This window comes from Cellulosimicrobium sp. GQ32 (genome assembly GCF_059758455.1).
Window position 1 is genome coordinate 128,048 of record NZ_JCAXEP010000011.1, and the last position, 25,189, is coordinate 153,236.

Here is a 25,189-nt window from a genome sequence, read left to right on the forward strand (position 1 = left end):
CGGGGCCGGTGCGGCCGGGACTATGGTCGGGGTCGTCGGCCGCGGGGGCCTCGAGAGTCGTGTCTTCCACGGCACTCCCAACGCGGGACGTCCCCGGATCGTTCCCGCGGGAACGTCAGGTGCGCGAGCAGGTGTCCGGTAGGGTCGTCCGCGATGTCCAGCCAGAGCCCCGACCGGTCCGTGCCGTCCACCGACGAGCACCCCACCGGCGCGCCCCGCAAGCCCCGCGTCCTCGTCCTGTTCGGGGGCCGCTCGGGCGAGCACGCCATCTCCGCCGCGACCGCCGCGGGCGTCCTGCGCGCGATCGACCGGTCGCGCTACGACGTGATCCCCGTCGGGATCACGCCGACGGGGGAGTGGGTCCTCGCGGCCGACGAGCCCGCGCGCTGGGAGATCACGGAGGGGCGCCTGCCGCAGGTCGATCCGACCGGCGAGGAGGTCATCCTGCCGCTGTCGACCGGGCGCCGGGAGCTGCGCGTCCTCACCCCGGGCGACGTCCCGCGCGTGCTCGGCGAGGTGGACGTCGTCTTCCCGCTGCTGCACGGCCCCTTCGGCGAGGACGGCACGCTCCAGGGCATGCTCGAGCTCGCCGACGTCCGCTACGTCGGCGCGGGCGTCCTGGCCTCCGCCGTGGGCATGGACAAGCACTTCATGAAGCTCGTGCTCGCGGGCGAGGGCCTGCCCGTCTCCCCGTACACCGTGATCCGCCCGGGCGCGTTCGAGCGCGACCCGGAGGCGTGGACGCAGACCGTCGCGGCCCTCGGCCTGCCGGTGTTCGTCAAGCCCGCGCGCGCCGGGTCGAGCCTCGGCATCTCCAAGGTCGACGACCTCGCGGACCTGCCCGCCGCCATCGCCGCCGCGCAGGAGCACGACCCCAAGGTGATCGTCGAGGCGGGCGTCGTCGGCCGCGAGATCGAGTGCGCGGTCCTCGGGGGCCGCGGGGGCGCACGTCCGCGCGCGTCGCTGCCCGGCGAGATCGTCGTGACGGGCGAGGCGCACGACTTCTACGACTTCGAGGCCAAGTACCTCGACGAGGCCGGGGTCGAGCTGTCGTGCCCGGCCGACCTCCCCGAGCACCTCGTCGAGCGGGTGCGCGAGATCGCGGTCCGCACGTTCGAGGCGGTCGGAGCCGAGGGCCTCTCGCGCGTCGACGTCTTCGTCACGCCCGACGAGCAGGTCGTCGTCAACGAGATCAACACGATGCCCGGCTTCACGCCGTTCTCCATGTACCCGCGCATGTGGGAGAAGTCGGGGCTGAGCTACCCCGAGCTCATCGACGAGCTCGTCGCGCTCGCGCTCGAGCGCCCCACCGGCCTGCGCTGACTCGCTGGTCCGGCCGGCTCAGCCCGCGTCGGCCGCGCCGACGCACGCGCGCGTCTGCGGGACCTCCATGACCGCACGACCCAGGTCCGAGATGAACGCCGTCGAGTGGCCCTCGGTCACCGCGGGCGGCACGACGACCTGGACCGCGGGGTCGCGACCGTAGGTCGTGAACGTCCACGTGCCCTGGTCCTCGACCACGAGCCAGTCCACGGTGCCGCCCTCGGACTCGACGCTCTGGCACGCCGTCGTCGTCGGCCCGGGGACCTCGACTCCGCACCGCAGCGTCACCGCTGCGCCCGGCTCGCCCCAGGCCGCGGTGGCCTGGCTCGTCGTGCCGACCTTCGCCAGGTCCTCGCCGAGGGTCTCCGGCAGCGCGAGCACGACGTCCGCGCACAGCGGGTTCTGGGCGTCGTCCGCCACCGGGACGCCGATGCGCGGCGCGCACGCCGCGGTCGCCGCGACGACGCCGAGGAGCGCGGGCACCGCGAGGGCCCGGGCGAGGGGGCGCGGCCGGCGGGGCCGGGGTGCACCGGGGTGGGAGGACGGCGAGGCGGGAGGGACGGCGTCGAGCACGCGACCACCGTAGCGGCCCGCGGAGGGTGCCCGTGACCGCCCGGGCGGCGACTAGGGTGGCGGCGTGAGCGAGACGCCCCTGCTGGTCCGCGACGTGCCCGAGGAGGCGCTCCTCGCCCGGATCTTCCCCCTGCTGCCCACCGCACCGACCACCCTCGTCGGACCGGGGGACGACTGCGCCGTCGTCGCGGCGCCCGACGGCCGCTACGTCGTGTCGACCGACGTCCTCGTCGAGGACCGGCACTTCCGCCGGCGCTGGTCGTCCGGGTACGACGTCGGGTGGCGGGCCGCGGTGCAGAACCTCGCCGACGTCGTGTCCATGGGCGCGCGCCCCGCGGCGCTCGTCGTGTCGCTCGTCATGCCCGGCGACCTGCCCGTCGACTGGGTCACGGGCCTCGCGCGGGGGCTCGCCGACGCGTGCACGCCGCTCGGGGCCGCGGTCGTCGGGGGAGACCTGTCGGGGGGCGACCAGGTCGTCGTCGCGGTCACCGTCCACGGTGACCTCGAGGGCCGCGCCCCCGTGCTGCGTTCCGGCGCCCGGCCGGGCGACGTCGTCGCCCTCGCGGGGAGCCTGGGCCGGTCCGCGGCGGGTCTCGCGCTGCTCGACGCCGACCGGGCGGACCTCGACGACGCGCTCGTCGTCGCGCACCTGCGTCCCGACCCTCCGCTCGCCGCGGGTCCCGCGGCCGCCGACGCCGGCGCGACCGCGATGATGGACGTGTCCGACGGGCTGCTGCGGGACGCGGGCCGGATGGCGCGGGCGAGCGGCGTCGTCGTGGACCTCGAGCTCGCCGCCCTGGGCGCGGACCTCGACCGGCTGCGCGTGGCGGCGGCCGCGCTCGACAGCGCGAGCGGGGACGGTGCGAGCGGGGACAGCGTTGACGCGACGGACGCCGACGCCGGGGCGGACGTCGGCGACCGCGCCGAGGGCTGGGTGCTGTCGGGAGGCGAGGACCACGCGCTGCTCGCGACGTTCCCCGCCGACGCCGACCTGCCCGACGCGTTCCGGGCGATCGGCACGGTGCGCACCGTGGACGGCGAGGGCGCGGGGGTGCGGGTCGACGGCCGTGTCGCGCACCGCGCGACCGGGTGGGACCACTTCCGCGCGTGAGCGCGGCGGTCAGCCCCGGCGGTAGCGGACGGCGGTGAGGTCCTTGCCGCCGATGTCGTCACGCCGCTCGACGCCGTCCGGCGTGAAGCCGTGGCGGCGGTAGAAGCGGCGCGCGCGTTCCGCGTCCTCGAGGACCCAGAGCGTGACGGTCGTGCCGGGCCGCACCTCGCCGAGCATGGTGCGCATGAGGTCGCGCGCGACGCCGCGGCCCCAGGACTCGGGGTCGAGGTAGATGGCGTAGATCTCGAGGTCGCCCGGCTCGGCGTCCTCGTCGCGGCTCGGGCCGAGGGTGGCGAAGCCGATCGTGCGGCCGTCCGCGTCCGCGAGCCAGGTGCGGGCGCCCGCGGTGGCGAGGCTCTGGACCCAGTGCTGCTCGCGCTGGTCGTGGTCGAGCGAGGCCAGGTACTCGTCGGGGACGATGCCTGCGTACGCGCCCCTCCACGACGCGATGTGCACGGCCGCGATGGCGCTCGCGTCCGCGGGAGCGGCCGGGCGGATGGTTACCTCGCTCAGTTCCGTCACCATGCACAAAGACTGCCACCGCGCCGGAGATCCGCCAAACCGGTTTGCCCCGATCTTCAGGAGATCTCCGCATCTCGGCGGGGCGAAGGGCGAGGTGAGCGGTGTACAGACGACGAGAGCGCCCACCGGGGATCCGGCAGGCGCTCTCGTCAGGTCTCGCGATGCTCAGGCGGGGCGGGTGACCTTCCCGGCCTTGAGGCAGGAGGTGCACACGTTGAGACGCTTGGGCGTCCCCGCGACCACGGCGCGCACGCGCTGGATGTTCGGGTTCCAGCGGCGCTTCGTGCGGATGTGGGAGTGCGAGATGCTGTGCCCGAAGCCCGGGCCCTTGCCGCAGACGTCGCAGTTGGCAGCCACGGTTTCTCCTGATCGTCGTGCACGTCGCGCACGCAGCGGCGACGTCCTGAATGGTCTGTAGGGTGTCTCGCCCGGTGTTCCTCGGCGGCTCCTCGACGGTGTCGAGGGCGCGCGAAGCACCCGGGCAACCTCGTCAGGGTAGCCGATCCGAGGGCCTGAGCTCAAACCGGGCGCTCGTCACACCCTCGGGTGCCCGGAGGCGGCCCGCCGCGCGCCCCGACGGCGCGCGCGGTTGACTACCGTGGTCCCGACGGCCCGCGGTGCCGTCCGACCGTCCGGCCGCCCGGTCCGGTCGTCCCCCGAGCGCGAGGAGCCGGTCAGACGTGAGCCCCGGAGCCGACGTGGTCGACGCCGCCGTCGTCGTCGCGTGGGGCCGCGGCGGCGTCCGCGCGCTCGCCGCCGCGCGCGAGTCGCTCGACCGCGTGAACGTCTTCCCCGTCGCGGACGCCGACACGGGCACCAACATGTATCTCACGCTCCTCGACGCGGTCCGGGCGCTGCCCGGCGGTGACGCGGCGGGAGCCGCGGAGGTGGGCGCGGCGGGCGGCGCCGGCGACCTGCTCGTGCGGCTGGCCCGCGGCGCGCTCGTCGGGGCTCGCGGCAACTCGGGCGTCATCCTCAGCGAGTACCTCCGCGGGATCGCGCTCGCGCTCGCCGAGCACCGGACCGTGACCGGTGCCGCGCTCGCGGCCGGCCTCGAGCGCGCCGCCCGCACCGCGCGCGGCGCGGTCGCCCGCCCCGCACCCGGCACCATCCTCACGGCGGCCGACGCCGCGGCGCGTGCCGCGGCGACCGCGTCGCAGGGGTCCGGCGCCTCCTCGCCCGCGGTCGTCGCGGCCGCGGCCCGCGACGCGGCGCGTGCCGCGGCGCTCCGCAGCACCGGCGAGCTCGACGTGCTCGCCCGGGCGCAGGTCCTGGACGCCGGAGCGCTCGGCCTCGTGCTGGTCCTCGGCGCCCTCGTCGCGGCGCTCGACGCGCGCGTCGCGGCGACCGAGCCCGTGGCCGCCGTCTCCGCCCCGCTCCTCGCGCTCGGTGGGCACGACGACGCCGGGCCCGCGGGGGCGGGCGTGTCGGAGGTGCTCGGCATGATGGCAGGCATGGTGCCGGTGCCGGGCTCCCCAGGGGGCGGGGGCGCGGGGCCGCGGTCCGGGCACGAGGGTGGCGAGTTCGAGGTGATGTACGTGGTCGACGTCCCGGTGGGCGGCGCGGAGCACCCTGCCCGCGTGGCCGCCGAGGACCCCGCGGAGCTGCTCCGCGCGGAGCTCGCGCGGATCGGCGACTCCGTCGTCGTGGTGGGTGGGCCGGGCGACGACGGCTCGGGCCTCTGGCAGGCGCACGTCCACACCGACGACCCGATGGCGGCGGTCGCCGTCGGGCGTGCCGCGCTCGCGACCCTGCGGGACGACCACGAGGTCGGCGCGCCCTCCACGGCGGGGACCGACGTCGCACTGCGCCAGGTGCGTGTCCGCCACCTCCCGGGACCTCACGAACCGGGCCACGCCCCGGACGCCGCTGCCGACGGGGCGCACGACGCCCGGACCGGCGCGCCCCCCGTCGCCGACGCTCCCGGGGTGGTCGCGGTGACCACGGCGCCCGCGCTCGTCGCGGACCTCGCCCGGGCAGGCGCCGTCGTGCTGCTGCGGGAGGCCCCCGGCCCTCTCGACCTGGCCGCCCTGCACCGCGTCGCGGTCGACGCCCGCGCGCCCCACGTCGCGCTCCTGCCCGGCGCGGACCTGCCGGAGCGCGACGTCGAGTCCCTGCGCGCGACCCTGCGTGACGACGGGGTCGACACGCTCGAGGTGCTGCCCGCCGTGACCGACCTGCACGTCGCGGTGGCGCTCGCCGCTGCGCAGCTCGTGGAGCCCGGTGCCGCAGAGCGGATCGAGGCGGCCCGGTCGGCGCTCGCCGCCGCACGGTGGGCCCGCCTCGACACCGCGGGCGTTCCGGCCCCGGCGGTCGCGCAGCGGCTGACGGACCTGCTCGGACCGCCCGGGGCTCCCCGCGGGGCGCTCGTCACGGTGCTCGCCGACGACGACGTGCCGGGCGTGGCCCTCCACGCGCTCGCGGCGCGCGCGACCGGGGACGGCGCTGAGGTCGTGCTCCTGCGCTCGGGGCGCGACGGCGGCGTCGTCACGCTCGCCGTCGAGGGGCCGGAGGCCGCGGACGGTGTCGTCGAGGTCATCGTGGAGGCCGAGGGATGAGCGACCGCCTGGCCGAGCCGCTGACCCGTGCCGTCGGCACGCGAAGCGCGGGCCCGCTCGCGAAGCTGGGCCTCGAGACCGTGGGGGACCTGCTGCGGCACTACCCGCGTCGTTACGGGGACCCGGGGCGCCTCACCGACCTCGGCGGCCTCGCCCTCGGTGAGCACGTGACGATCGTCGCGCAGGTCCGTAGCGCGACGGTCCGGCGCATGCGCAACCGTGCGGGCGCGATCCTCGAGGCGATCGTGACCGACGGCCCGCAGCAGCTCTCGCTCACGTTCTTCGCCAAGAGCCCCAACGTCCTGCGCTACCACGAGCAGCGGCTCGCCCCGGGGCGGCACGGGCTCTTCACGGGGGTGGTCGGGCTGTACCGGGGCACGCGCCAGCTCACGCACCCGGACTACAAGATCATCGGGGTCGACGACGACGCCGAAGACACGGAGAGCGCCGTGCTCGAGGCGAGCCGGCCCATCCCCATCTATCCCGCGAGCGCGAGCATCCCGAGCTGGAAGATCCAGCCCGCAGTGCGCACCGTGCTCGACCCGCTGCGCGAGGAGGACGTCCCGGACCCGCTCCCGGACGCCGTCCGCGAGCGGCACGGGCTCGGGACACGGCTCGAGGCGCTGCGCGACGTGCACGAGCCCTATGACGAGAAGCAGTGGCGGCGAGGCCGAGACCGGCTGCGGTACGAGGAGGCGTTCGTCCTCCAGGCGGCGCTCGCGCAGCGCCGGGCCCGGGCTGCGGCCGAGCCGGCGACTGCCCGCCCTCCCCGCGGACCGGGGGAGCCGAGCATCCTCGCCGACTTCGATGCCGCCCTCCCGTTCACGCTGACGGCGGGTCAGCGCGAGGTCGGCGAGGAGATCGCGGCGGACCTCGCGCTGGCGCGGCCCATGCAGCGGCTCCTGCAGGGCGAGGTGGGCTCCGGCAAGACGGTCGTCGCGCTGCGCGCCATGCTCCAGGTGATCGACGCCGGCGGGCAGGCGGCGCTCCTCGCCCCGACCGAGGTGCTCGCCGCGCAGCACGCGCGCACCCTGCGCGCGCTGCTCGGGCCGCTCGCGGAGGGTGGCTTCCTCGGCGGCGCGGAGCACGGGACGCGCGTCGCGCTCCTCACCGGGTCGCTCGGCGCGGCGGCGCGCAAGGAGGCGCTGCTCGACGCCGCGAGCGGCGCAGCGGGGATCGTCGTCGGCACGCACGCGCTGCTGTCCGAGAACGTGCAGCTCGCCGACCTCGGCCTCGTCGTCGTGGACGAGCAGCACAGGTTCGGCGTCGAGCAGCGCGACGCGCTGCGAGCCAAGGCGCGGACGGCCCCGCACCTCCTCGTCATGACGGCCACCCCGATCCCGCGCACGGTCGCGATGACGGTGTTCGGTGACCTCGAGACGTCGTCGCTCACGGAGATCCCGGCGGGACGTGCGGGGATCACGACCCACGTCGTGCCCGCCGGCAACGAGGCGTGGATGGAGCGCACGTGGGCGCGCGTGCGCGAGGAGGTCGACGCCGGGCACCGCGCGTACGTGGTGTGCGCGCGCATCCACCCGGACGCGCCGGACGTGGACGGGCCGCCGAGGGGGACCGACGACTTCGACGAGGTGCCCGACTTCCTCCTCGACCCCGACGCACCGGATGCCTCGGACCGCGCGCCCCTGCGGGCCGTGCTCGAGGTCGCCGAGGAGCTGCGGGGTCACCCGCGCCTCGCGGGGCTCGACGTCGGCGTGCTGCACGGGCAGATGCCGCCGGCGGACAAGGACGCGGTGATGGCGGACTTCGCCTCGGGCGCGGTCCAGGTGCTCGTCTCGACGACGGTCGTCGAGGTCGGCGTCGACGTCCCCGAGGCCACGGTCATGGTGGTCCTCGACGCCGACCGGTTCGGCATCTCCCAGCTCCACCAGCTCCGTGGGCGCGTCGGGCGCGGGTCCGCGGCCGGGCTGTGCCTGCTCGTCTCGACGGCGCAGCCGGGCACACCCGCCGCGACGCGTGTCGAGACGCTGGCCCGCACGACCGACGGGTTCGAGCTCGCGACCGTCGACCTCGAGCTGCGCAGCGAGGGGGACGTCCTCGGCGCCGCGCAGTCGGGGCGGGCGAGCTCGCTGCGGCTCCTGCGCGTCGTCAAGGACGCCGACGTCATCGCGACCGCGCGCACCGACGCGGCCGCCGTCGTCGCGGACGACCCGGACCTGGCCGACCACCCGACGCTCGCCGACGCGATCCGCGACCAGCTCGACCCCGAGCGCGAGGAGTTCCTCGAGCGCGCGTGAGCGTGCGGCGTCGTCCACCGGGCGCCGGTCGTCGTGACCCGGCACCACGGCGTGGACATGGTGTCCCCGCACCACGGCGCCGTGCGTCGAACGCGGCGCGGCGTGTCTAGGCTGGGCACGTGACGAGGATCGTGGCGGGAACGGTAGGGGGACGCACGCTGCAGGTCCCGCCGCGCGGGACGCGGCCGACGAGCGAGCGAGTTCGCGAGGCGATCTTCTCGCGCCTCGAGCACCTGGGCGTGGTCGACGACGCGCACGTGCTCGACCTCTACGCGGGCTCGGGCGCGCTCGGACTGGAGGCCGCGAGCCGCGGCGCCGCCGACGTGACGCTCGTCGACTCTGCCCGGGTCGCCGCCGACGTCGCCCGACGCAACGTCGCGACCCTCGGGCTGTCGAACGCGCACGTCGTCGCGCAACCCGCCGAGACGTTCGTCGCCGGCGTGGCCGCAGGCGTGGCGCAGCGGGCGGCGGTCGGCGGCGCGGTCGGAGCAGCGGGTGAGCAGACCGCCGGGCGTGGCCACGGCCCGTACCACCTCGTGCTCGTCGACCCGCCGTACGACGTCACCGCCGAGGCTCTGGAGCGCGTCCTCGCCCACCTCGCGGTGCCCGGCGTCCTCGACCCGGCCGCCGTCGTGGTCGTCGAGCGTTCCACCCGGACCCCGGAACCGGCCTGGCCGAGCGGCTGGGAGCTCGTCGCGCGCAAGGACTACGGCGAGACGACGGTGTACTTCGTCGGCCCCGAGCTCCCCGACGAGACATAGCCCGCCCGCCACCGCACCGAGCAGGTGGTTCTGGCGCGTCCGGACCACCTGACGCGCACGGATCGGCTGTTCGCCCTGCCGGGACGGCCTGGTGGCCCGGGGCTCAGGCCGTGGGCGCCCGGGTCTCCGAGGGCGCGAGCGTTCCGACCGGGACGGTGGCGAGGGCGGAGGTGTCGGCAGGGTCGACGAGCGCGACGCGGTCACCGCTCGCGGCGTCGAGCAGGCGGCGGGTCGCGGCGCCGTCCGCCAGGCTGCCCTCGCTCGTGCGGAGGTTCTCCGCGAGGAACGCGCGCAGCGGCGCGGCCGGGACGTCGTCGTCCTCGCCCGGCCCGAGGGGGAACGACACGAGCAGGAGCGCGGGCACGCGCTCGCCGCCGGGGCCGTCGCCGGGCTGGAAGTAGGGGAGCTCGAGGACCCGTGCGCCGAGGCGCGCGTAGAACCGCAGCCGTGCGACGGGGTCGCCGTGCGCCTCGCTGCCGACGTGGTGCGCGGGGTGCTCGACCTCCCCGACGACGAGGAGCGGGTCCAGGGTGCGCCAGTCGGCGAGGGCCGCGGCCAGGAGCCGCCCGCCGACCCCGCCGCCGCGCCGGCCGGGCGCGATGGCGAGGTAGAGGACGAGGAGGACGCGCGCGTCGGGGAACCACTCGCCGACGACGCCGGCGACGACACGGCCGTCCTCCACCACCCCGAGGCTGCGCAGGCGTCCGCTCGCGTGGTCGCCGACGAGCTCGTCGACGTCCACGAGCTCGGCGGGAGGGAACGACGGCGCGAGCACGTCGCGGTGGAGCGAGCGCACGAGCTCGGGTGTGGTGAGCGGGACGACGGCGGGTTCCTCCGGGGCGGTCACGCCGACCATCGTCGCGCGCGACGACGATCCGCGCCCGCCCGGTCGTGCCGCCGGGGTCCGCGCGGCCTCGTGTACTACCGTGACGAGGTGACCACAGCAGTCTGTCCCGGGTCGTTCGACCCGATCACCCTGGGCCACCTCGACATCGTCCGACGTGCCCGCGCGCTCTTCGACGAGGTCGTCGTCGGCGTCGCGCGGAACGCGTCGAAGTCGGCGCTGCTGAGCGTCGACGAGCGGGTCGCGCTGGCTCGTGCGGCGGTCGCCGACGCCGGGCTCGACGACGTCCGCGTGGAGGTGGTGCCCGGGCTCCTGGTGGACTTCTGCCGGGAGATCGGCGCGGGCGCCGTGGTCAAGGGACTGCGCGGCGGCGCGGACTTCGACGCGGAGCTGCCGATGGCGCTCATGAACCGGCACCTGGCGGGCGTCGAGACCGTGTTCGTCGCGGGCGACGCCGCGCTCCTGCACGTCGCGTCGTCGCTCGTGAAGGACATCGCGCGCTACGGGGGGCCGGTCGACGACCTGGTCCCGCCGGGAGTCGGGGACGCCGTCCGTGCGGCGCTGGCACGGGTGCAGGGGAGCAGCAGGTGAGCACGACGGGAAGGACCGGGTACGTGAGCGAGCAGCAGGACCGACGGGTGACGCACGAGGACCGCGCGACGCAGGAGGCGCAGGTCGGGCTCAACGCGATCCTCGACGACCTGACGCACCTCGTGGAGTCGGCGCGCGCGATGCCCATGTCGGCGTCCGTGCTGGTGCACAAGGGCGACGCGGTCGCGCTCCTGGACGAGCTGCGCGGCGCGCTGCCCGAGCAGCTCGCGCACGCCGACGAGGTGCTGGCCCAGGCGGATGCCGTTCTCGAGGACGCGCACCGGCAGGCGGAGGAGATCCTCACGACGGCGCGGGCGCGCGCGATCGAGCTCGTGCAGGCGGAGCAGGTCGTGGTCCAGGCGGAGTCGCGGGCACGGGAGATCGTCGACGAGGCCGACGAGGCGGCGGCCGCGCTCCGGCGCGACGCCGACGACTACTGCGACCGCAGGCTCGCGGACTTCGAGGTCGACCTCGGCAAGCTGCTCGCGCAGGTCCAGGGCGGCCGCGCGAAGCTCGCGGACCGCCTCGGGGACCGGGCCGGCGAGCCGGAGGAGTCGCCGTTCCCGGCGACGATGCGCGAGCGCGCCGGCCGCTGAGGTTCGCGGGCCGCGACCGAGCCGTGGGGGGCCGTCGGCCCGACGCCGGGATCCCGGCTCTTCGGGTGCGGACGGCAGGTGGCGGTCGGGCCGTCGCGTGACGTAAGATCGATGTTTGGCTCGGCGCGTCACGCGTCGGCCTGTGCCTGGCAGCCGCCGTCGAGCGGCCGTCGGCCCCCGACCATCGTTGACCATCCGTCCGCGGGCGCCCACGCCCGCGGCCTGGCGATCCTGGAGTCCGCCATCACCGCCGAGAAGACGTCGCCGCTCGTGCTCGACACGCACGAGCTCGGTCGGCGACCCGGGAGCATGCTCACGGTCCGCCGGACCGTGCCTGCGCCGGCCGACCTCGGGACCGCCGTGATCGGCATCGCCGAGGGCAGCGAGCTCGAGCTCGACCTGCGTCTCGAGGCGGTCATGGAGGGCGTGCTCGTCTCGGGCACGGTGTCGGGCCACGCGGTCGGGGAGTGCGTGCGCTGCCTCGACACGGTCCACGAGGACGTCACGGTCGAGCTCGGGGAGCTCTTCGCCTACCCCGAGCGGGCGAAGGCCGCCCAGGAGTCGGGTGACGACCTGGAGGACGCCGAGGACGTCTACGACCTCGACGGCGACCTCGCGGACATCGAGCCCGCGCTACGGGATTCGGTCGTCACTGCACTACCATTCAGTCCGGTGTGCCGAGCGGACTGCCCGGGGCTGTGCTCCGAGTGCGGGGCGCGTCTGGCGGACGACCCGGGGCACACGCACGAACTTGTCGACCCTCGGTGGTCGGCGCTGGAGAGCATGTTCGACACCTCGAACGTGTCCGACGAGACGAAAGAGAGCTAGCCGTGGCTGTTCCGAAGCGCAAGATGTCGCGCAGCAACACCCGTGCGCGTCGTTCGCAGTGGAAGACGACCGCCGCGAACCTCACCACCTGCCCGCAGTGCAAGGGCGACAAGCTGTCGCACGCGGCGTGCCCGACGTGCGGTACCTACAAGGGCCGCCAGTACGCCGAGGCGCTGCGCACCGAGCACGCAGGCTGAGGCGCGTGGCACCGGCTGCACCGGCATCCGGTCTTCTCGAGAAGCTCGGGGTCCATCTGGACCCCGAGCTTCTCGTGCTTGCGCTCACGCACCGGTCGTTCGCGCACGAGAACGGCGGCATCCCCACGAACGAGCGTCTCGAGTTCCTCGGTGACACCGTCCTGGGCCTCGTCGTCACGGAGACCCTCTACCGCCGCCACCCCGACCTGTCGGAGGGCGAGCTCGCCAAGATGCGGGCCGCGACCGTCTCGCAGAAGTCGCTCGCCGCGATCGCGCGCCGGCTCGGCCTGGGGCAGTACGTGCTGCTCGGCAAGGGCGAGATCCGCACGCGCGGCAACGACAAGGACTCGATCCTGTCGGACACGGTCGAGGCGATCATCGGTGCGGTCTACCTGAGCCACGGGCTCGAGCCCGCGCGCGGCCTCGTGCTCCGGCTCGTGGAGCCGACGCTGGCCGCCGCTGCGGGCCTGGGTGCGGGGCTCGACTGGAAGACGTCGCTCCAGGAGGCGGCCGCGGCTGCGGGGCTCAGCGCGCCCTCGTACTCGAGCGACGCCGTCGGGCCGGACCACGCGCGCGTCTTTACCTCGTACGTGCACCTCGACGGCCGGCTCTACGGGACCGGCAGCGGGACCGCGAAGAAGTACGCCGAGCAGGAGGCCGCCGAGCGCGCCTACCGGGCCCTGGCGACCGAACGGGCGCAGTCCCAGCAGTCCGACGAGCACGCGACGGCGACGGCGGAGGCGGCCGAGGACACCCGTGCCTGAGCTGCCCGAGGTCGAGACCGTCCGTGACGGTCTCGCTCGTCACGTGCTGGGCTCACGGGTCGTCGACGTCGAGGTGCTGCGCGACTACAGCGTGCGGCGCCACGACGGCGGCCCCGCGGACTTCCGGGACCAGCTCCTCGGCCAGCGCCTCGACGCGGCGGTGCGCCGCGGCAAGTTCCTCTGGCTCCCGCTCGTGCCGGGCAGGCCGACGGGCAGGCCCGACGACGGCCCCGCAGCCGCGCTGCTGGCCCACCTCGGGATGTCGGGCCAGCTCCTGGTGCGCTCGGGACCGGGCCTCGGCGAGCGGTCGCCCCACCTGCGCGTGCGGCTCGTGCTCGAGCCCGACGGCGCCGGGCCGGCGGGCGCGCTCGCGCTCGACTTCGTCGACCAGCGCACGTTCGGGCACCTGTCCGTCCAGGACCTCGTGCCCACGCCCGACGGCGCCCCCGGCGGCCTCGGGTCCGACCTCGCCGCCGTCCCCGGTCCGGTCGCCCACATCGGCCGCGACCTGCTCGACCCCGCCCTGCGGCGCGACGACGTCGTGGACGCGATCCGCCGTCGTCGGACCGGCGTGAAGCGTGCGCTGCTCGACCAGACGGTCGTCTCCGGCGTCGGCAACATCTACGCCGACGAGGCGCTGTGGCGCGCCCGGCTGCACTTCGCGCGCGCCACCGACACGCTGCGCCGCCCGGAGGCGCACCGCCTGCTCGACGCCGCGGCCGAGGTGATGACGGAGGCGCTCGCCCAGGGCGGCACGAGCTTCGACGCGCTCTACGTCAACGTCAACGGGCAGTCCGGCTACTTCTCGCGGTCGCTCGCGGTGTACGGGCAGGAGGGCGAGCCGTGCCCGCGGTGCGGGACGCCGGTGCGCCGCGACGAGTTCATGAACCGCTCGTCCTACACGTGCCCGCGCTGCCAGCCGCGCCCCCGCAACGGCCGCTGGTAGCTCGTCGGTCCGGCGTCGGCTCTCCGTTCGTCTCGCCGTCGTCGCTGGGTCAGCGGGGGACGACGTTGCGGAGCTCGCGGCCCGCGCGGAGCGCGTCGAGGTTGGCGTTGACGAGGTCCGACGCACGCTGGGGGCGGTTGCCCGCGACGTGCGGCGTGAGGATCAGCCGGGGTGCGTCCCACAGGGGTGACGTCTCCGGCAGGGGCTCGGTCTCCGTGACGTCGAGCGCGGCACCGCCGAGGCGTCCGTCGCGCAACGCCGTGACGAGCGCGTCCTCGTCGACCGTGGCGCCGCGGCCCACGTTGACGAAGACCGCGTGGTCGGGGAGCTGGTCGACCCGGGCGGCGTCGAACGCGTGCCGGGTCGCGTCGAGCGCGGGGAGCAGGGAGACGAGGACGTCGGTCGTCGCGAGGACGTCCGGGAGGTCGTCGTCGGTCACGACGCGGAAGCCGTGGCGCTCGCCACTGCGGCTCGCGACACCCGTCACCTCGGCGCCCAGTGCGACGAGCAGCGGCGCGAGGCGTGCCGCGATCGAGCCGAACCCCCAGACCGTCACGCGCGCGCCGTCGAGCGTGTACCGCTCGGCGGTGGCGGGGTCGGCCTGCGCCCGGTTCACGGTGGTGTCCCACCGGTGGTCGCGCTGCGCCGCCCCGAGCTCGTCCAGCCGGCGCACGGCCGCGAGGACGAGCGCGAGCGCGTGCTCGGCGACCGGGCCGTCGTGCAGGGACCGGCCCGACGTGATCGTCACCTCGGGCCCGAACCCGGCTGCCAGCACGGCGTCCGGACCCGCCGCGAGCGTCTGGACCCACCGCAGGCGGGTCAGCCGTGCGGCGGCGTCCGCGAGGTTCCCGGGGGTGTTCGCCCACGCCACGAGCGCCTCGGCGTCGGCGTCCTCGGGACCCAGCGGTGCCGTGGCGTCGTAGCGGACGACGACGTCGCCCGGCCCGGCGTGCACGTCGAGGGCGATGGTGCTGGGCACGAGGATCTTCAACGCTGCTCCCGGGTGGTCCGTCAGGTCGCGGCCCCGGCGCGGGCCGGACCGCCTCGCGAACGTATCACCGGCGTCGCGCGCCCTTCTCACCTGCGCTTCCGCAGGCGCGACCTAGCCCCCGGGGATATGTTCGCGATGTTCCGACGACGCGCCCTCCGCGCGCCGTCCCGGTCGGCCCCGCGGGGGTCACGGCTTCGGGGGTGGGGATGGGCTCGTCCACGGGCGCGCCGACGCACGCAGAGGTGCGCGCGGCGATCACGGCACGGACGCCGAAGAACTACATCACGTGGCTCACGCTCGCGTTCATGATCACGTCGTCGGTCGCGAGCCTGCGCGCGGCGCCGACCATGGCGGTCTACGGCCTCGCGGCGGTGTTCCTCTACGTCGTCCCGGCACTCGTGTTCCTGCTGCCGACGTCGCTCGTGTCCGCCGAGCTCGCGTCCGGCTGGTCGGGCGGGGTGTACCGGTGGGTCGCCGACGGCGTCTCCAAGCCGCTCGGCTTCCTCGCCATCTGGTGCCAGTTCGCGATGACGATCTTCTACTACCCGAGCCTGCTCGGATACGTCGCGAGCACGTTCGCGTACGTCATCAACCCGAGCCTCGCGAGCAACGGGCTGTACGTGGCGATCGTCATCGTCGTGCTCTTCTGGACGGGCGTGTGGCTCTCCTCGCAGGGCACCAAGACGGTGGCCGGGCTGTCGAGCTGGGGACTCATCATCGGCACGCTCATCCCGGCGGCGATCCTCGTCGTGCTCGGCATCGTGTTCCTCGGCCAGGGCAACCCGTCGGCCGCGCCGATGGACGCCCAGCACCTGCTGCCCGCCTGGACGGGGCTCGCGTCGCTCGTCCTCATCGTCAACAACTTCCTGTCCTACGCGGGCATGGAGATGAACGCGGTGCACGTCACGAGCCTGCGCAAGCCCTCGACCGAGTTCCCGCGGTCGATGTTCCTCGCGATCGGGCTCGTGCTCCTCATCTTCATCCTCCCGGCCGTCGCCATCAGCTGGGTGATCCCGGCTGACCAGCTCAGCCTCACCGCGGGAGTCATGCAGGCGTTCGACGCGTTCTTCGCCAACTTCGGCGTGAGCTGGCTGACGCCGATCCTCGGCCTCATGCTCATCGCGGCGTCCCTCGGTGGGATGCTCACGTGGCTCGCCGGGCCGTCCAAGGGCCTGCTCACGGTCGCACGCGAGGAGGGCTACCTGCCGCCGTTCCTCCAGCGCCTCAACAAGCACGGGGTGCAGCAGAACATCCTCGTCACGCAGGGCGTCATCACGACCGGGATCGCGCTCCTCTACGCCTTCATCCCGGACGTGTCGAGCGCCTACTGGATCTTGTCCGTCATCACGACGCAGGTGTACCTCGTCATGTACCTGCTGCTGTTCATCGCGGCCGTGCGGCTGCGCCGTCGTGCACCCGACCACCCGCGCGGCTACCGCGCCCCGGCGCTCACGCTCCTGTGCGTCGTCGGCTTCTGCGCCTCGGTGGCGGCGATGATCATCGGGTTCGTGCCGCCCGCCCAGTTCTCCAGCGGGAACGTCGGGGTCTACGTGCTCATCGTGGGCGGCGGTCTCGGCATCATCGGCCTCCTCGTCCCGGCGCTGTTCTACCTGCTGCGCAAGCCGTCCTGGAAGGACCCCGAGGCCGCGGCCATCGCGGCGGCGGACGAGGCGGGGGAGGGCGAGGCGGCATGACCTCGACGCGTCCCGACCACGTTCCCGTGCACGAGCCCGAGCCGGTCTCGTCCAAGCGGTGGGTGACGTACACGGCCGCCGCGCTGCTCCTGGTCGCGCTCGGCGCGGTCATGCTGATCCTCTTCGACAACGTGCGGTCCCACCGCGACGCGCGCGAGGCCGAGCAGAAGGCGGCCGAGCTGCACGACCGCTTCGCCGAGATCGGGATCACGGCCTTCAGCGAGGAGACGATCGCCGACGTCCTGGGCGACGACGGCGGCGGCTTCTGCACCGACCCCGCCGCGCTCGTCGAGGCGACGGCGAACCTCGGCGCGGCGAACGGGGCGGCCGGACCGGGGCTGCGCCCGTCCGTGCTCGACGAGCGCCGCCTCGCGGGCGACCGGCTCGTCATCGAGGTCTACTGCCCCGACCAGCTCGACGAGTTCGACGCCTACGTCGACTCGCTCGACCTCGACCCCGGCCGCACGACCGAGCCGGGCAGCGACGCCACCGAGGGCGCCGACGGCACCCCGACCGAGGAGGACGCATGAGCCAGCAGGGCACCGGAGCACGACCCGCCGGCGCCGGTCACGTCGAGGAGGTGCGCGCCGCCGTGCGGGACCTCGTGCCCCGCGCGCTCGACGACCTGCGCACGCTCGTCGCCATCCCGTCCGTGGCCGACGAACGTCTCTTCCCGCGCGCCGAGTGCGAACGGGCCGCGCAGTGGGTCGCCGACGCGTTCCGCGCCGAGGGGATCGACACGCGCCTCGAGGTCACCCCCGACGGGTCGCAGGTCGTGCTCGGGCACCGCCCCGGCCCCGAAGGTGCCCCCACCGTGCTGCTCTACGCCCACTACGACGTGCAGCCTCCGTTGGACGACGCCGCGTGGACGACCCCGCCGTTCGAGCTGACCGAGCGCGAAGGCCGGCTCTACGGACGCGGCGCCGCCGACTGCAAGGGGAACGTCGTCACGCACCTCACGGCGCTGCGGGCTCTGCGCACGCTCGGCGGCGAGGACTACCCGGTCGGCGTGCGGCTCGTCGTCGAGGGCTCGGAGGAGCAGGGGACGGGCGGCCTCGACCAGTGGGTCGAGGCGAACCCGGGGGCGCTCGCGGCCGACGCGATGCTCATCCAGGACACGGGCAACGCCGAGCTCGGCCTGCCGACGCTCACCGTGACGCTGCGCGGCGCGGCGAACGTCGTCGTGCACGTCGAGGCGCTCGAGGGCGAGATCCACTCCGGCATGTTCGGCGGGGCGGCACCGGACGCGCTCGCCGCGCTCGTCGCGGTGCTCGCGAGCCTGCGCGACGAGAAGGGCGACACGACCATCGACGGCGTGCCGGCCGCCGTCGCGCACGGGACGTGGGACGGCGTCGCGTACGACGAGGGCCAGTTCCGTCACGACGCGGGCGTGCTCGACGGCGTCGGTCTCGTCGGGACGGGCAGCGTCGCCGACCGGCTCTGGGCGCGCCCGGTGGTGACGATCCTCGGGATCGACGCGCCGAGCGTCGTCGGCTCCGCCGCCGCGATCCAGCCCCGCGCCTCGGCCCGGCTCAACCTGCGCGTCCCGCCGGGCTCGGACGCGCAGGACCTCCAGGACAAGCTCGTCGCCCACCTGGAGAACCACGCACCCTGGGGAGTACGGGTGCGCGTGGAGCGCGACGCCGTCGGGCAGCCGTTCGCGGCGCGCACGAGCGGACACGTGTTCGACACGCTCACGGCGGCGCTCGCGGACGCGTACGGGCGCGAGACGGTGACCGCGGGGCAGGGCGGCTCGATCCCGCTGTGCAACGTGCTCGCCGGGCAGTACCCGGACGCCGAGATCGTGCTCCTCGGCGTCGAGGAGCCGGCGTGCCTCATCCATGCGCCGAACGAGTCGGTCGCGCCGAGCGAGATCGAGAACCTCGCGGTCGGCGAGGCGCTGTTCCTCGCGCGTCTCGGCGAGGGCTGACGCGCTGACACCGGCCGGGGTGTGACCCGTCGGTCTCCCGATCGACGCGGAGGGCCGACCTCGATCGTACGGGTCGATCTCGGGGCTACCGCGGTGCGGGTGCCTCCTGGTCGAGCGCCCACCGGTAGGCGGGGAGCCCGAGCAGCTCGGTGTGCGTCCCGCGCGCGACGACCCGCGCCGGCGCGTCGTCCGACGCACCGGCGGGGACACCGAGGAGCAGCACCTCGTCGACGGCCTCGAGCGCGCTGAGCCGGTGCGTCGCGAGGACGACGCCGCGCCGGTCGGCTCCGGCCGGCCCGCGCGTCGTCGCGACGAGGTGCCGCACGAGCGCGTCGGCGCCGGCCGCGTCGAGGTGCTCGGCCGGCTCGTCGAGCAGGAGCAGCGGCGCCGGTGACAACAGCGCCCGCGCGACGAGCAGACGACGGCGCTCGCCCCCGGACACCGTCGTGGCGTCCGGGCCGAGCAGCGTCTCGGTACCGTCCGGCAGCGCGGCGAGCCAGGCGTCCAGGCCCACGTCGTGCAGCGTCGCCGCGGCCTCCTCGGCCGTGACGTCGCCCCGCGCGACGCGCAGGTTCTCCAGCACCGTCGTGTCGAACACGTGCCCGTCCTCGGCGACGAGCACGACGCCGCGCGCCGCGGCCTCGCGGGGGAGGGTGCTCACCTCGGTCCCGTCGAGCGTCACCCGGCCCGCGAGCGCGGGGACGAGCCCGGCGGCGGTCGCGAGCAGCGTCGTCTTGCCGACGCCGGACGGCCCGACGACCGCGACCGCGCGCCCGGGACGCAGGTCGAGGTCCACGCCCGCCACGACGACGCGCACCGTGCCGGGCCAGCCCGCCGCGACGTCGTCGAGCGCGAGCGACGCCTGCTCGGTGGACGACGGCTCCGCCGGACCGGAGGCGAACGCGTCCGCGGCGGGGGCCGCCGTCGTGACGCGGGGTGCGGAGTCGTCGAGGAGCGCGACGACGCGCGCCGCCGCCTGGCGCGAGCGGTGGAGCTGGACGGCGGCTGCGGGCAGGGCGTTCGCGGCCTCGAACACCGCGAGCGGAGTGAGCACGATGACGGACAGCTCCACGGGCGCGAGCGTCCCGGCCGTCACCGCAGGGATGCCGAGCAGGAGCGACGCGATCACCGCGAGGCCGACCGCGAGCGCGGCGATCCCGGCGGCCATCCCGGCGGGGCGGGCGCCGTCGTCGGTCACGCGGGCGAGGGCGCGGTCCGTCGTACGCAGGTCGTCGAGGCGCGCGCCGAGGCGACCGGAGACCGCGAGCGGGCCGGACTGCTCGAGGATCTCGAGCGTGGTCGCGGTCATCGCCGCGCGCGTCGTCGCGCCGCGCGCCTCGACCTCGCGCGCCGACCGCGCGGAGAGCCACGGCGCGAGGACCGCGGCGAGGAGCAGGCACAGCGCGAGCGCGACGCCCGCGGCGGGCAGGAACGCCCCGACGAGCAGCACCGACCCCACGGAGATCGCCAGCGCGACGCCCGCCGGGACGAGCGCGCGGACGACGACGTCGCCCACCGCGTCGACGTCCGCGCCGACCCGGGCGAGCAGGTCGCCGCGCCGCAGCCCGACGAGCGTGGCGGGCGATCCCTGCGCCAGGGCGGTGTAGAGGTTCGCGCGCAGGGCGGCCATGCCGCGCAGCGCGACGTCGTGCGAGGCGAGGCGTTCGAGGTAGCGGAAGACGCCGCGCGAGATGCCGAAGGCGCGGACGCCGACGACGGCGACGGAGAGCGTGAGGACGGGCGGCATCTGCGAGGCGCGCGCGATGAGCCACGCGGCGACGGCCGCGAGGCCGACGGCGCTCCCCAGCGAGAGCGTGCCGAGGACGACGGCCCACACGACGCGACGCCAGCGCACGTCGAGCAGCCCGACGGCGCGCCACAGCGGATCGGTCGCGAGGCGGTCACGGGAGCCCGTCACGGGTGCCTCCCCTCAGCGGGTGCGGGTGCGGGTGCGCGGCCGGCGGCTGCGGCGAGTACGTCCGCGTCGTCGGTCCCGTCGTCCGCGGGAGCCGGGGGGTCGTCGAGCGGTGCCGAGCGGACCTCGACGACGTCGTCCGCGGCGCGGACGAGCGAGGCGCGGTGCGCGACGACGACGACCGTCCTGCCCTGGTCGCGGAAGGTCCGCACGGCGTCGAGCACCACCTGCTCGCCGCGCGCGTCGAGGTGGGCGGTCGGCTCGTCGAGCACGACGAGCGGGACGCGCGCGGGGTCGCCGAGCAGGGCCGCGGCGAGCGCGACGCGCTGGCGCTGGCCCACGCTGAGTCCGACGCCGCCGCGTCCGATCTCGGTGTCCCAGCCGTCGGGCAGCGTCGCGAGCACGGCGTCCAGACCCGCGGTGCGCGCGGCGCGGTCGAGGTCGGCGTCGCTCACAGGAAGGCCGCCGGCGACGACGTCGCGCAGCCGGCCCGGGGCGAGCACCGGGCGCTGGGGGAGCCAGGCCACCTGGGCCCAGAACGTCGCGGGGTCGACGTCGGCGAGGTCGAGCGGCTCGGCACCCGGAGCGGTCAGGGTGACCGTGCCCCGGTCGGGGCGGACGAGGCCGAGGAGGACGAGCGCCGTCGTGGTCTTGCCCGCTCCGCTGGGCCCGGTGAGGGCGACGACGCGGCCGGACGTCCCGAGCCGGAGCCCGAGGTCGAGGTCCGCGGGCGCGAGCACGTCGCGGTCGCCGGCCCGGACGCTCACGCCGCGCAGGGCCAGCGTGGTGCCGACGAGCGCGGGCGCGGGTGTCGACCCGGGCTCGGGGGCCTCCTCGTCGAGGACTGCGAACGCCTGCTCCGCCGCGGCGATGCCGTCGGTCGACGCGTGGAAGTGCAGCCCGACCTGGCGCAGCGGCAGGTAGACCTCGGGCGCGAGCACGAGCACCGCGAGCGCGGGCTCGAGCTCCATGCCGCCGTGCACGAGGCGCAGCCCGACGCCGACCGCGACGACCGCCACGGACAGGGTCGTGAGGAGCTCGAGGACCATGCCCGAGAGGAAGGCGATGCGCAGCGTGCCCATGGTCGCGCGCCGGTTGGCCTCGCCGAGCGCGCGCACGCGCCGCTCCGGGCCGCGGGCGCGGCCGAACGCGAGGAGGGTCGGCAGGCCGGCGAGCAGGTCGAGCACCTGCGCGCCGAGCCGTTGCATGACGACGAGGCGCCGCTCCGACGTCCCCGCGGTGAGACGCCCGACGAGCGTCATGAAGATCGGGACGAGGGGGATGGTCACGGCGATGATCACGGCCGAGACCCAGTCCAGGCCGAGCACGACGGCGAGCGTCGCGGGTGTGACGGTCGCGGCGAGCAGGAGCTGCGGCAGATACCGCACCATGTAGGGCTCGAGCTGGTCGAGACCCCGCGTGGCGAGCGTCGCGACCTCGGGGCCACGCCCCGAGGCGAGCCACCGCGGGCCGAGCGCCACGGCGTGCGTGACGACCTGCTCGCGCAGCTCGGCCACGGTCCGGGTCGCGGCACGCAGCGCGAACCGCTCCTGCGCCCAGGACGTCGCTGCCCGGGCCGCGACGACCCCGGCGAGCAGCCCGACCCGCGGCCCGAGGTCGGCCAGGTCGGCCGTCCCCTGGATCGCCGGGGCGAGGACCGACGCGAGGACGATCGCCTGGGCGACGACCAGGGCTGCCGTCATGAACCCCAGCACCGCCGTCAGGACGACGTACCCTCGCGCGGCCCGCGCATGGCGCAGGAGCCGCGGGTCGAGCGGCTTCACGCGTCTCCCGACCCGCCGGTCCCGAGGCTGCGTCCGGCCGATCCACCGGAGGACGCCCCGCCGAACGCCGCCTCGCGGACCTTCTTGAGCGAGAGACCGGCGGGCGCGGGGATGTCCTTGGTCGAGAGGCGGCGCCGGAACACCCAGTAGGTCCACGACTGGTAGGCGATGACGAGCGGGGTGAGGATCACCGCGACCCACGTCATCACGGTCAGGGTGTAGTCCGTGGACGACGCGTTGTGGATCGTCAGCGAGTTCGCCGGGTCGACGGCGGGCATCACGTCGGGGTACATCGACCCGAAGATGAGCACGACGGCCGCGACGATCGTCACGGCGGAGGCGGTGAACGCCCAGCCCTCGGCGCCGCGGCGGTTGGCGACGAGCGCCGCGACGAGGCCGCCGGCGGCGAGCACGACGGCCGCCCACGTCCACGGCACGGAGTACGCGACCTGGGCCCACACGGCCCAGCCGCCCGCGAGCACGAGCGCCGCGACGCCGAAGACCGAGGCGTGCTGCCGAGCCCGGGCGCGGATCTCGCCGTCGGTCTTGAGGGCGACGAAGACCGAGCCGTGCAGCAGGAACAGGCTCAGCGTGACGAGGCCGCCGAGGAGCGCGAAGGGCGACAGGAGCGAGAAGAACCCCCCGACGAACTGGTGGTCGGCGTCGAGCTGCACGCCCCGCACGAGGTTGGCGAACGCGACGCCCCACAGCACGGCGGGGACCCACGACCCGACCTGGATCGCGACGTCGCAGCGCCGCGCCCAGCCCTCGTCGCGGATCTTGCCGCGGTACTCGAACGCGACGCCGCGCACGATCAGTGCGACGAGGATGAGCAGGAGCGGCAGGTAGAAGCCGGAGAAGAGGGTCGCGTACCACTCGGGGAAGGCGGCGAACGTCGCGCCGCCCGCGGTGAGCAGCCAGACCTCGTTCCCGTCCCAGACCGGGCCGATGGTGTTGATGAGGACGCGGCGCTCCTTCTCGCGGTGCTCCTTGTCACCGCGCGGGAGGATCGACAGCAGCATGCCGACCCCGAAGTCGAAGCCCTCGAGCACGAGGTAGCCGGTCCACAGGACCGCGATGAGCACGAACCAGACGACGGCGAGATCCACGGTGGTGTTCTCCTGAGATTCTGGACGGGTCCGGGCGCGTCAGTACGCGAAGGACAGCGGGCGGTCTGCGGCCTCGGTGCCGTCGTCGGGCGGCTCCTGCGCCTCGGGCGACTCGTCGCGCACCACCAGCGGTACCCCCTCGATCGCGTAGCGGCGCATGAGCGTGAACCAGACTGCGGCGAGCGCGCCGTACAGGAGCGTGAACACGATCATCGACGTGAGCACGACGCCGGGGCTCACCACGGTGGACACGCCGCGCTCGGTGAGCAGGCGGATCTGGTCGATGCCCGTGGGGTTCGGGGCGACGACCCAGGGTTGGCGGCCCATCTCGGTGAAGATCCAGCCGAACGAGTTCGCGAGGAACGGCATGGGGATGGCGATGAGGCCGACGCGCGCGAACCACACGTTGTCGGTGACGCGGCCCTTGCGGGTGAGCCACAGTGCCATGAGCGCGAGGAGCACGGAGCCGGCGGCCATGCCGATCATGAGCCGGAAGGACCAGTAGGTCATCGCGAGGTTCGGCGTGTACGTGACGGGGTCGCCGGAGGCGGTGACGTCGCCGTAGCGCTCGGTCATCTGCTCCTGGACGTCCTCGACGCCCGGCAGGTAGGACTCGGGCCCGGAGAAGTGGCCCGTGCCGAGGTACGACGCGAGGCCGGGGATCTCGATGAGGTGCGTGACGTTCTCGCACGAGTTCGAGAGGTCGCCGATCGTGAGGATGGAGAACGCGGCGCCCTCCTGCCCCTGGCACAGCGCCTCGGCCGAGGACATCTTGCCGGGCTGCTGCTCGTACATGATCTTGCCCTGGATGTCGCCGGAGACGGCGACCCCGATCCCGCCGACCAGCATGGCGATGACGCCGAGCGTGACGGCCGGGCGGTAGACGTCGCGCGCGAGCTCGACGTTCTCCGCCTTCCGGGTGCGCACGAGCCGGACCATCCACCAGGCGGCGACGCCCGTGACGAACGTGCCCGCGGTGAGGAAGGTCGCCGTGATCTGGTGGGGGAACGCGGCCCAGAGGGTGTTGTTCGTGAGGACGGCGCCGATGTCGTTCATCTCGGCGCGCCCGGTCTCGGGGTTGAAGATCGCGCCCACCGGGTGCTGCATCCACGAGTTCGCGGCGAGGATGAAGAACGCCGAGAGGTTGGTCGCGATCGCCACGGCCCAGATGCACGCGAGGTGCACCTTCTTGTTGAGGCGGTCCCAGCCGAAGATCCACAGCCCGAGGAACGTCGACTCGATGAAGAACGCGGCGAGCGCCTCCATCGCGAGAGGGGCGCCGAACACGTCGCCGACGAAGCGCGAGTACTCGCTCCAGTTCATGCCGAACTGAAACTCCTGCACGATGCCCGTCACGACGCCGAGGGCGAAGTTGATGAGCAGGAGCTTGCCGAAGAACTTGGTCAGGCGCAGCCACCGCTCGTTGCCGGTGCGCACCCAGGCCGTCTGCATGATCGCGACGAGGGGCGCCAGCCCGATCGTCAGCGGGACGAAGATGAAGTGGTAGACGGTCGTGATGGCGAACTGCCACCGGGCGAGATCCAGGGCTTCCACGTGCGCTCCTCGGGGGGCCGACGGGTCGGCGGGCTTCAGGGGGAGGTGCTGAGCTACGACGCCGGTCAGGACGGTCCGGGGGAGGACCGCCCATGCTCCGACGGTAGGCCCAATCTGCCCCATCAGCAGGGCGGGAGATGACGCCAAGTGCCGAAAACCCGCCGCTTGTGACTATGTTCACAAGCCTCCGGGACCATGGTCCCGGCGTGCCGGGACCCGCGGCCCGGGGCGCGGTGCGTGTCGCCGGGGTTCGTTCGCGCCCCTGTGCGATACTGGGCGGAGCCGGGTGGGCTCCGCATCGCCCTCCCGACGAGCACGAGATCGCGGCACCAGCGGACCGCGG

The 25,189-nt window shown here is 74.9% G+C and carries 23 protein-coding genes; 14 read left to right on the forward strand and 9 right to left on the reverse strand.

The window, feature by feature from the left end; all coding sequences use genetic code 11:
- Positions 1-153: 153 nt before the first annotated feature.
- The gene (locus AC6CH9_RS17025) at positions 154-1,323 is read left to right on the forward strand and encodes a D-alanine--D-alanine ligase family protein (RefSeq protein WP_498155956.1); all 1,170 of its coding nucleotides are present in this window, start codon (positions 154-156) and stop codon (positions 1,321-1,323) included.
- Positions 1,324-1,341: 18 nt separating this feature from the next.
- Here the strand turns inward: AC6CH9_RS17025 and AC6CH9_RS17030 are convergent, their stop codons facing one another.
- Positions 1,342-1,896 carry a DUF3515 family protein gene (locus AC6CH9_RS17030; protein ID WP_498155957.1) on the reverse strand — a complete coding sequence of 185 codons (555 nt, stop codon included), beginning with the start codon at positions 1,894-1,896 and terminating at the stop codon, positions 1,342-1,344.
- Positions 1,897-1,960: 64 nt separating this feature from the next.
- Here AC6CH9_RS17030 and AC6CH9_RS17035 point away from each other — a divergent pair, with 64 nt between their 5' ends.
- Positions 1,961-3,007: a thiamine-phosphate kinase gene (locus tag AC6CH9_RS17035; protein ID WP_498155958.1), complete on the forward strand. Its 1,047-nt coding sequence runs from the start codon at positions 1,961-1,963 to the stop codon at positions 3,005-3,007.
- A 9-nt stretch (positions 3,008-3,016) separates the two neighbouring features.
- Here the strand turns inward: AC6CH9_RS17035 and AC6CH9_RS17040 are convergent, their stop codons facing one another.
- Entirely contained in the window at positions 3,017-3,532 is a 516-nt protein-coding gene (locus AC6CH9_RS17040; protein ID WP_498155959.1) for a GNAT family N-acetyltransferase, read from the reverse strand.
- Positions 3,533-3,694: 162 nt separating this feature from the next.
- Complete coding sequence (gene rpmB / locus AC6CH9_RS17045) at positions 3,695-3,886, reverse strand: 50S ribosomal protein L28 (protein ID WP_024840757.1); 192 nt, start codon at positions 3,884-3,886, stop codon at positions 3,695-3,697.
- Between the two features lie 323 nt (positions 3,887-4,209).
- On the opposite strand from rpmB, the gene AC6CH9_RS17050 reads away from it, so the two are divergent.
- From AC6CH9_RS17050 to rsmD, 3 genes are all read left to right on the forward strand, one after another.
- Positions 4,210-6,087 carry a DAK2 domain-containing protein gene (locus AC6CH9_RS17050; protein ID WP_498155960.1) on the forward strand — a complete coding sequence of 626 codons (1,878 nt, stop codon included), beginning with the start codon at positions 4,210-4,212 and terminating at the stop codon, positions 6,085-6,087.
- Positions 6,084-8,342: an ATP-dependent DNA helicase RecG gene (locus tag AC6CH9_RS17055; protein ID WP_498155961.1), complete on the forward strand. Its 2,259-nt coding sequence runs from the start codon at positions 6,084-6,086 to the stop codon at positions 8,340-8,342. The genes AC6CH9_RS17050 and AC6CH9_RS17055 overlap by 4 nt, the downstream gene beginning before the upstream one ends.
- A gap of 119 nt (positions 8,343-8,461) precedes the next feature.
- Positions 8,462-9,103 (forward strand): 16S rRNA (guanine(966)-N(2))-methyltransferase RsmD, encoded by a 642-nt coding sequence (rsmD, locus tag AC6CH9_RS17060; protein ID WP_498155962.1) that lies wholly within the window; start codon positions 8,462-8,464, stop codon positions 9,101-9,103.
- 103 nt (positions 9,104-9,206) lie between these two features.
- Here the strand turns inward: rsmD and AC6CH9_RS17065 are convergent, their stop codons facing one another.
- A complete protein-coding gene (locus AC6CH9_RS17065; protein ID WP_498155963.1) occupies positions 9,207-9,950 on the reverse strand; it encodes a GNAT family N-acetyltransferase in 744 nt (247 codons plus the stop codon).
- Positions 9,951-10,037: 87 nt separating this feature from the next.
- Here AC6CH9_RS17065 and coaD point away from each other — a divergent pair, with 87 nt between their 5' ends.
- From coaD to mutM, 6 genes are all read left to right on the forward strand, one after another.
- On the forward strand, positions 10,038-10,538 hold the full coding sequence (coaD, locus tag AC6CH9_RS17070; RefSeq protein WP_498155964.1) for a pantetheine-phosphate adenylyltransferase: 501 nt from the start codon (positions 10,038-10,040) through the stop codon (positions 10,536-10,538).
- Positions 10,535-11,134 (forward strand): hypothetical protein, encoded by a 600-nt coding sequence (locus tag AC6CH9_RS17075; RefSeq protein WP_498155965.1) that lies wholly within the window; start codon positions 10,535-10,537, stop codon positions 11,132-11,134. The genes coaD and AC6CH9_RS17075 overlap by 4 nt, the downstream gene beginning before the upstream one ends.
- Positions 11,135-11,443: 309 nt before the next feature.
- Positions 11,444-11,962 (forward strand): YceD family protein, encoded by a 519-nt coding sequence (locus AC6CH9_RS17080; RefSeq protein WP_498155989.1) that lies wholly within the window; start codon positions 11,444-11,446, stop codon positions 11,960-11,962.
- A gap of 2 nt (positions 11,963-11,964) precedes the next feature.
- A complete protein-coding gene (gene rpmF / locus AC6CH9_RS17085) occupies positions 11,965-12,159 on the forward strand; it encodes a 50S ribosomal protein L32 (RefSeq protein WP_021482203.1) in 195 nt (64 codons plus the stop codon).
- 5 nt (positions 12,160-12,164) lie between these two features.
- Positions 12,165-12,923 carry a ribonuclease III gene (rnc, locus tag AC6CH9_RS17090; protein ID WP_498155966.1) on the forward strand — a complete coding sequence of 253 codons (759 nt, stop codon included), beginning with the start codon at positions 12,165-12,167 and terminating at the stop codon, positions 12,921-12,923.
- Positions 12,916-13,869, forward strand: a complete 954-nt coding sequence (gene mutM / locus AC6CH9_RS17095) for a bifunctional DNA-formamidopyrimidine glycosylase/DNA-(apurinic or apyrimidinic site) lyase (RefSeq protein ID WP_498155967.1) — start codon at positions 12,916-12,918, stop codon at positions 13,867-13,869. Before rnc ends, mutM begins: the two co-directional genes overlap by 8 nt.
- A gap of 49 nt (positions 13,870-13,918) precedes the next feature.
- On the opposite strand, the gene AC6CH9_RS17100 is transcribed toward mutM, so the two are convergent.
- The gene (locus AC6CH9_RS17100; protein ID WP_498155968.1) at positions 13,919-14,860 is read right to left on the reverse strand and encodes a phosphoglycerate dehydrogenase; all 942 of its coding nucleotides are present in this window, start codon (positions 14,858-14,860) and stop codon (positions 13,919-13,921) included.
- Between the two features lie 206 nt (positions 14,861-15,066).
- Here AC6CH9_RS17100 and gadC point away from each other — a divergent pair, with 206 nt between their 5' ends.
- The 3 genes from gadC to AC6CH9_RS17115 are packed head-to-tail and all read left to right on the forward strand — an operon-like array spanning position 15,067 to position 18,484.
- Positions 15,067-16,554 carry a glutamate/gamma-aminobutyrate antiporter GadC gene (gene gadC / locus AC6CH9_RS17105; protein ID WP_498155969.1) on the forward strand — a complete coding sequence of 496 codons (1,488 nt, stop codon included), beginning with the start codon at positions 15,067-15,069 and terminating at the stop codon, positions 16,552-16,554.
- Positions 16,551-17,084, forward strand: coding sequence for a hypothetical protein (locus tag AC6CH9_RS17110; RefSeq protein WP_389279715.1), 534 nt, complete (start codon positions 16,551-16,553; stop codon positions 17,082-17,084). Before gadC ends, AC6CH9_RS17110 begins: the two co-directional genes overlap by 4 nt.
- A complete protein-coding gene (locus AC6CH9_RS17115; protein ID WP_498155970.1) occupies positions 17,081-18,484 on the forward strand; it encodes a dipeptidase in 1,404 nt (467 codons plus the stop codon). Before AC6CH9_RS17110 ends, AC6CH9_RS17115 begins: the two co-directional genes overlap by 4 nt.
- 85 nt (positions 18,485-18,569) lie before the next feature.
- On the opposite strand, the gene cydC is transcribed toward AC6CH9_RS17115, so the two are convergent.
- Genes cydC through AC6CH9_RS17135 form a run of 4 tightly spaced genes read right to left on the reverse strand, consistent with a single transcriptional unit; the run spans position 18,570 to position 24,846 of the window.
- On the reverse strand, positions 18,570-20,402 hold the full coding sequence (gene cydC, locus AC6CH9_RS17120; protein WP_498155971.1) for a thiol reductant ABC exporter subunit CydC: 1,833 nt from the start codon (positions 20,400-20,402) through the stop codon (positions 18,570-18,572).
- Positions 20,399-22,183 carry a thiol reductant ABC exporter subunit CydD gene (gene cydD, locus AC6CH9_RS17125; RefSeq protein ID WP_498155972.1) on the reverse strand — a complete coding sequence of 595 codons (1,785 nt, stop codon included), beginning with the start codon at positions 22,181-22,183 and terminating at the stop codon, positions 20,399-20,401. Before cydD ends, cydC begins: the two co-directional genes overlap by 4 nt.
- On the reverse strand, positions 22,180-23,292 hold the full coding sequence (cydB, locus tag AC6CH9_RS17130; protein ID WP_498155973.1) for a cytochrome d ubiquinol oxidase subunit II: 1,113 nt from the start codon (positions 23,290-23,292) through the stop codon (positions 22,180-22,182). Before cydB ends, cydD begins: the two co-directional genes overlap by 4 nt.
- Positions 23,293-23,331: 39 nt before the next feature.
- The gene (locus AC6CH9_RS17135; protein ID WP_498155974.1) at positions 23,332-24,846 is read right to left on the reverse strand and encodes a cytochrome ubiquinol oxidase subunit I; all 1,515 of its coding nucleotides are present in this window, start codon (positions 24,844-24,846) and stop codon (positions 23,332-23,334) included.
- Positions 24,847-25,189 lie beyond the last annotated feature (343 nt).

Coding starts and splice junctions, on each gene's coding strand:
- AC6CH9_RS17025 (WP_498155956.1), top strand. CDS start 154: ATGTCCAGCCAGAGCCCCGACCGGTCCGTGCCGTCCACCGACGAGCAC.
- AC6CH9_RS17080 (WP_498155989.1), top strand. CDS start 11,444: ATGCTCACGGTCCGCCGGACCGTGCCTGCGCCGGCCGACCTCGGGACC.
- AC6CH9_RS17040 (WP_498155959.1), bottom strand. CDS start 3,532: ATGGTGACGGAACTGAGCGAGGTAACCATCCGCCCGGCCGCTCCCGCG.
- AC6CH9_RS17055 (WP_498155961.1), top strand. CDS start 6,084: ATGAGCGACCGCCTGGCCGAGCCGCTGACCCGTGCCGTCGGCACGCGA.
- AC6CH9_RS17115 (WP_498155970.1), top strand. CDS start 17,081: ATGAGCCAGCAGGGCACCGGAGCACGACCCGCCGGCGCCGGTCACGTC.
- AC6CH9_RS17110 (WP_389279715.1), top strand. CDS start 16,551: ATGACCTCGACGCGTCCCGACCACGTTCCCGTGCACGAGCCCGAGCCG.
- gadC (WP_498155969.1), top strand. CDS start 15,067: ATGGGCTCGTCCACGGGCGCGCCGACGCACGCAGAGGTGCGCGCGGCG.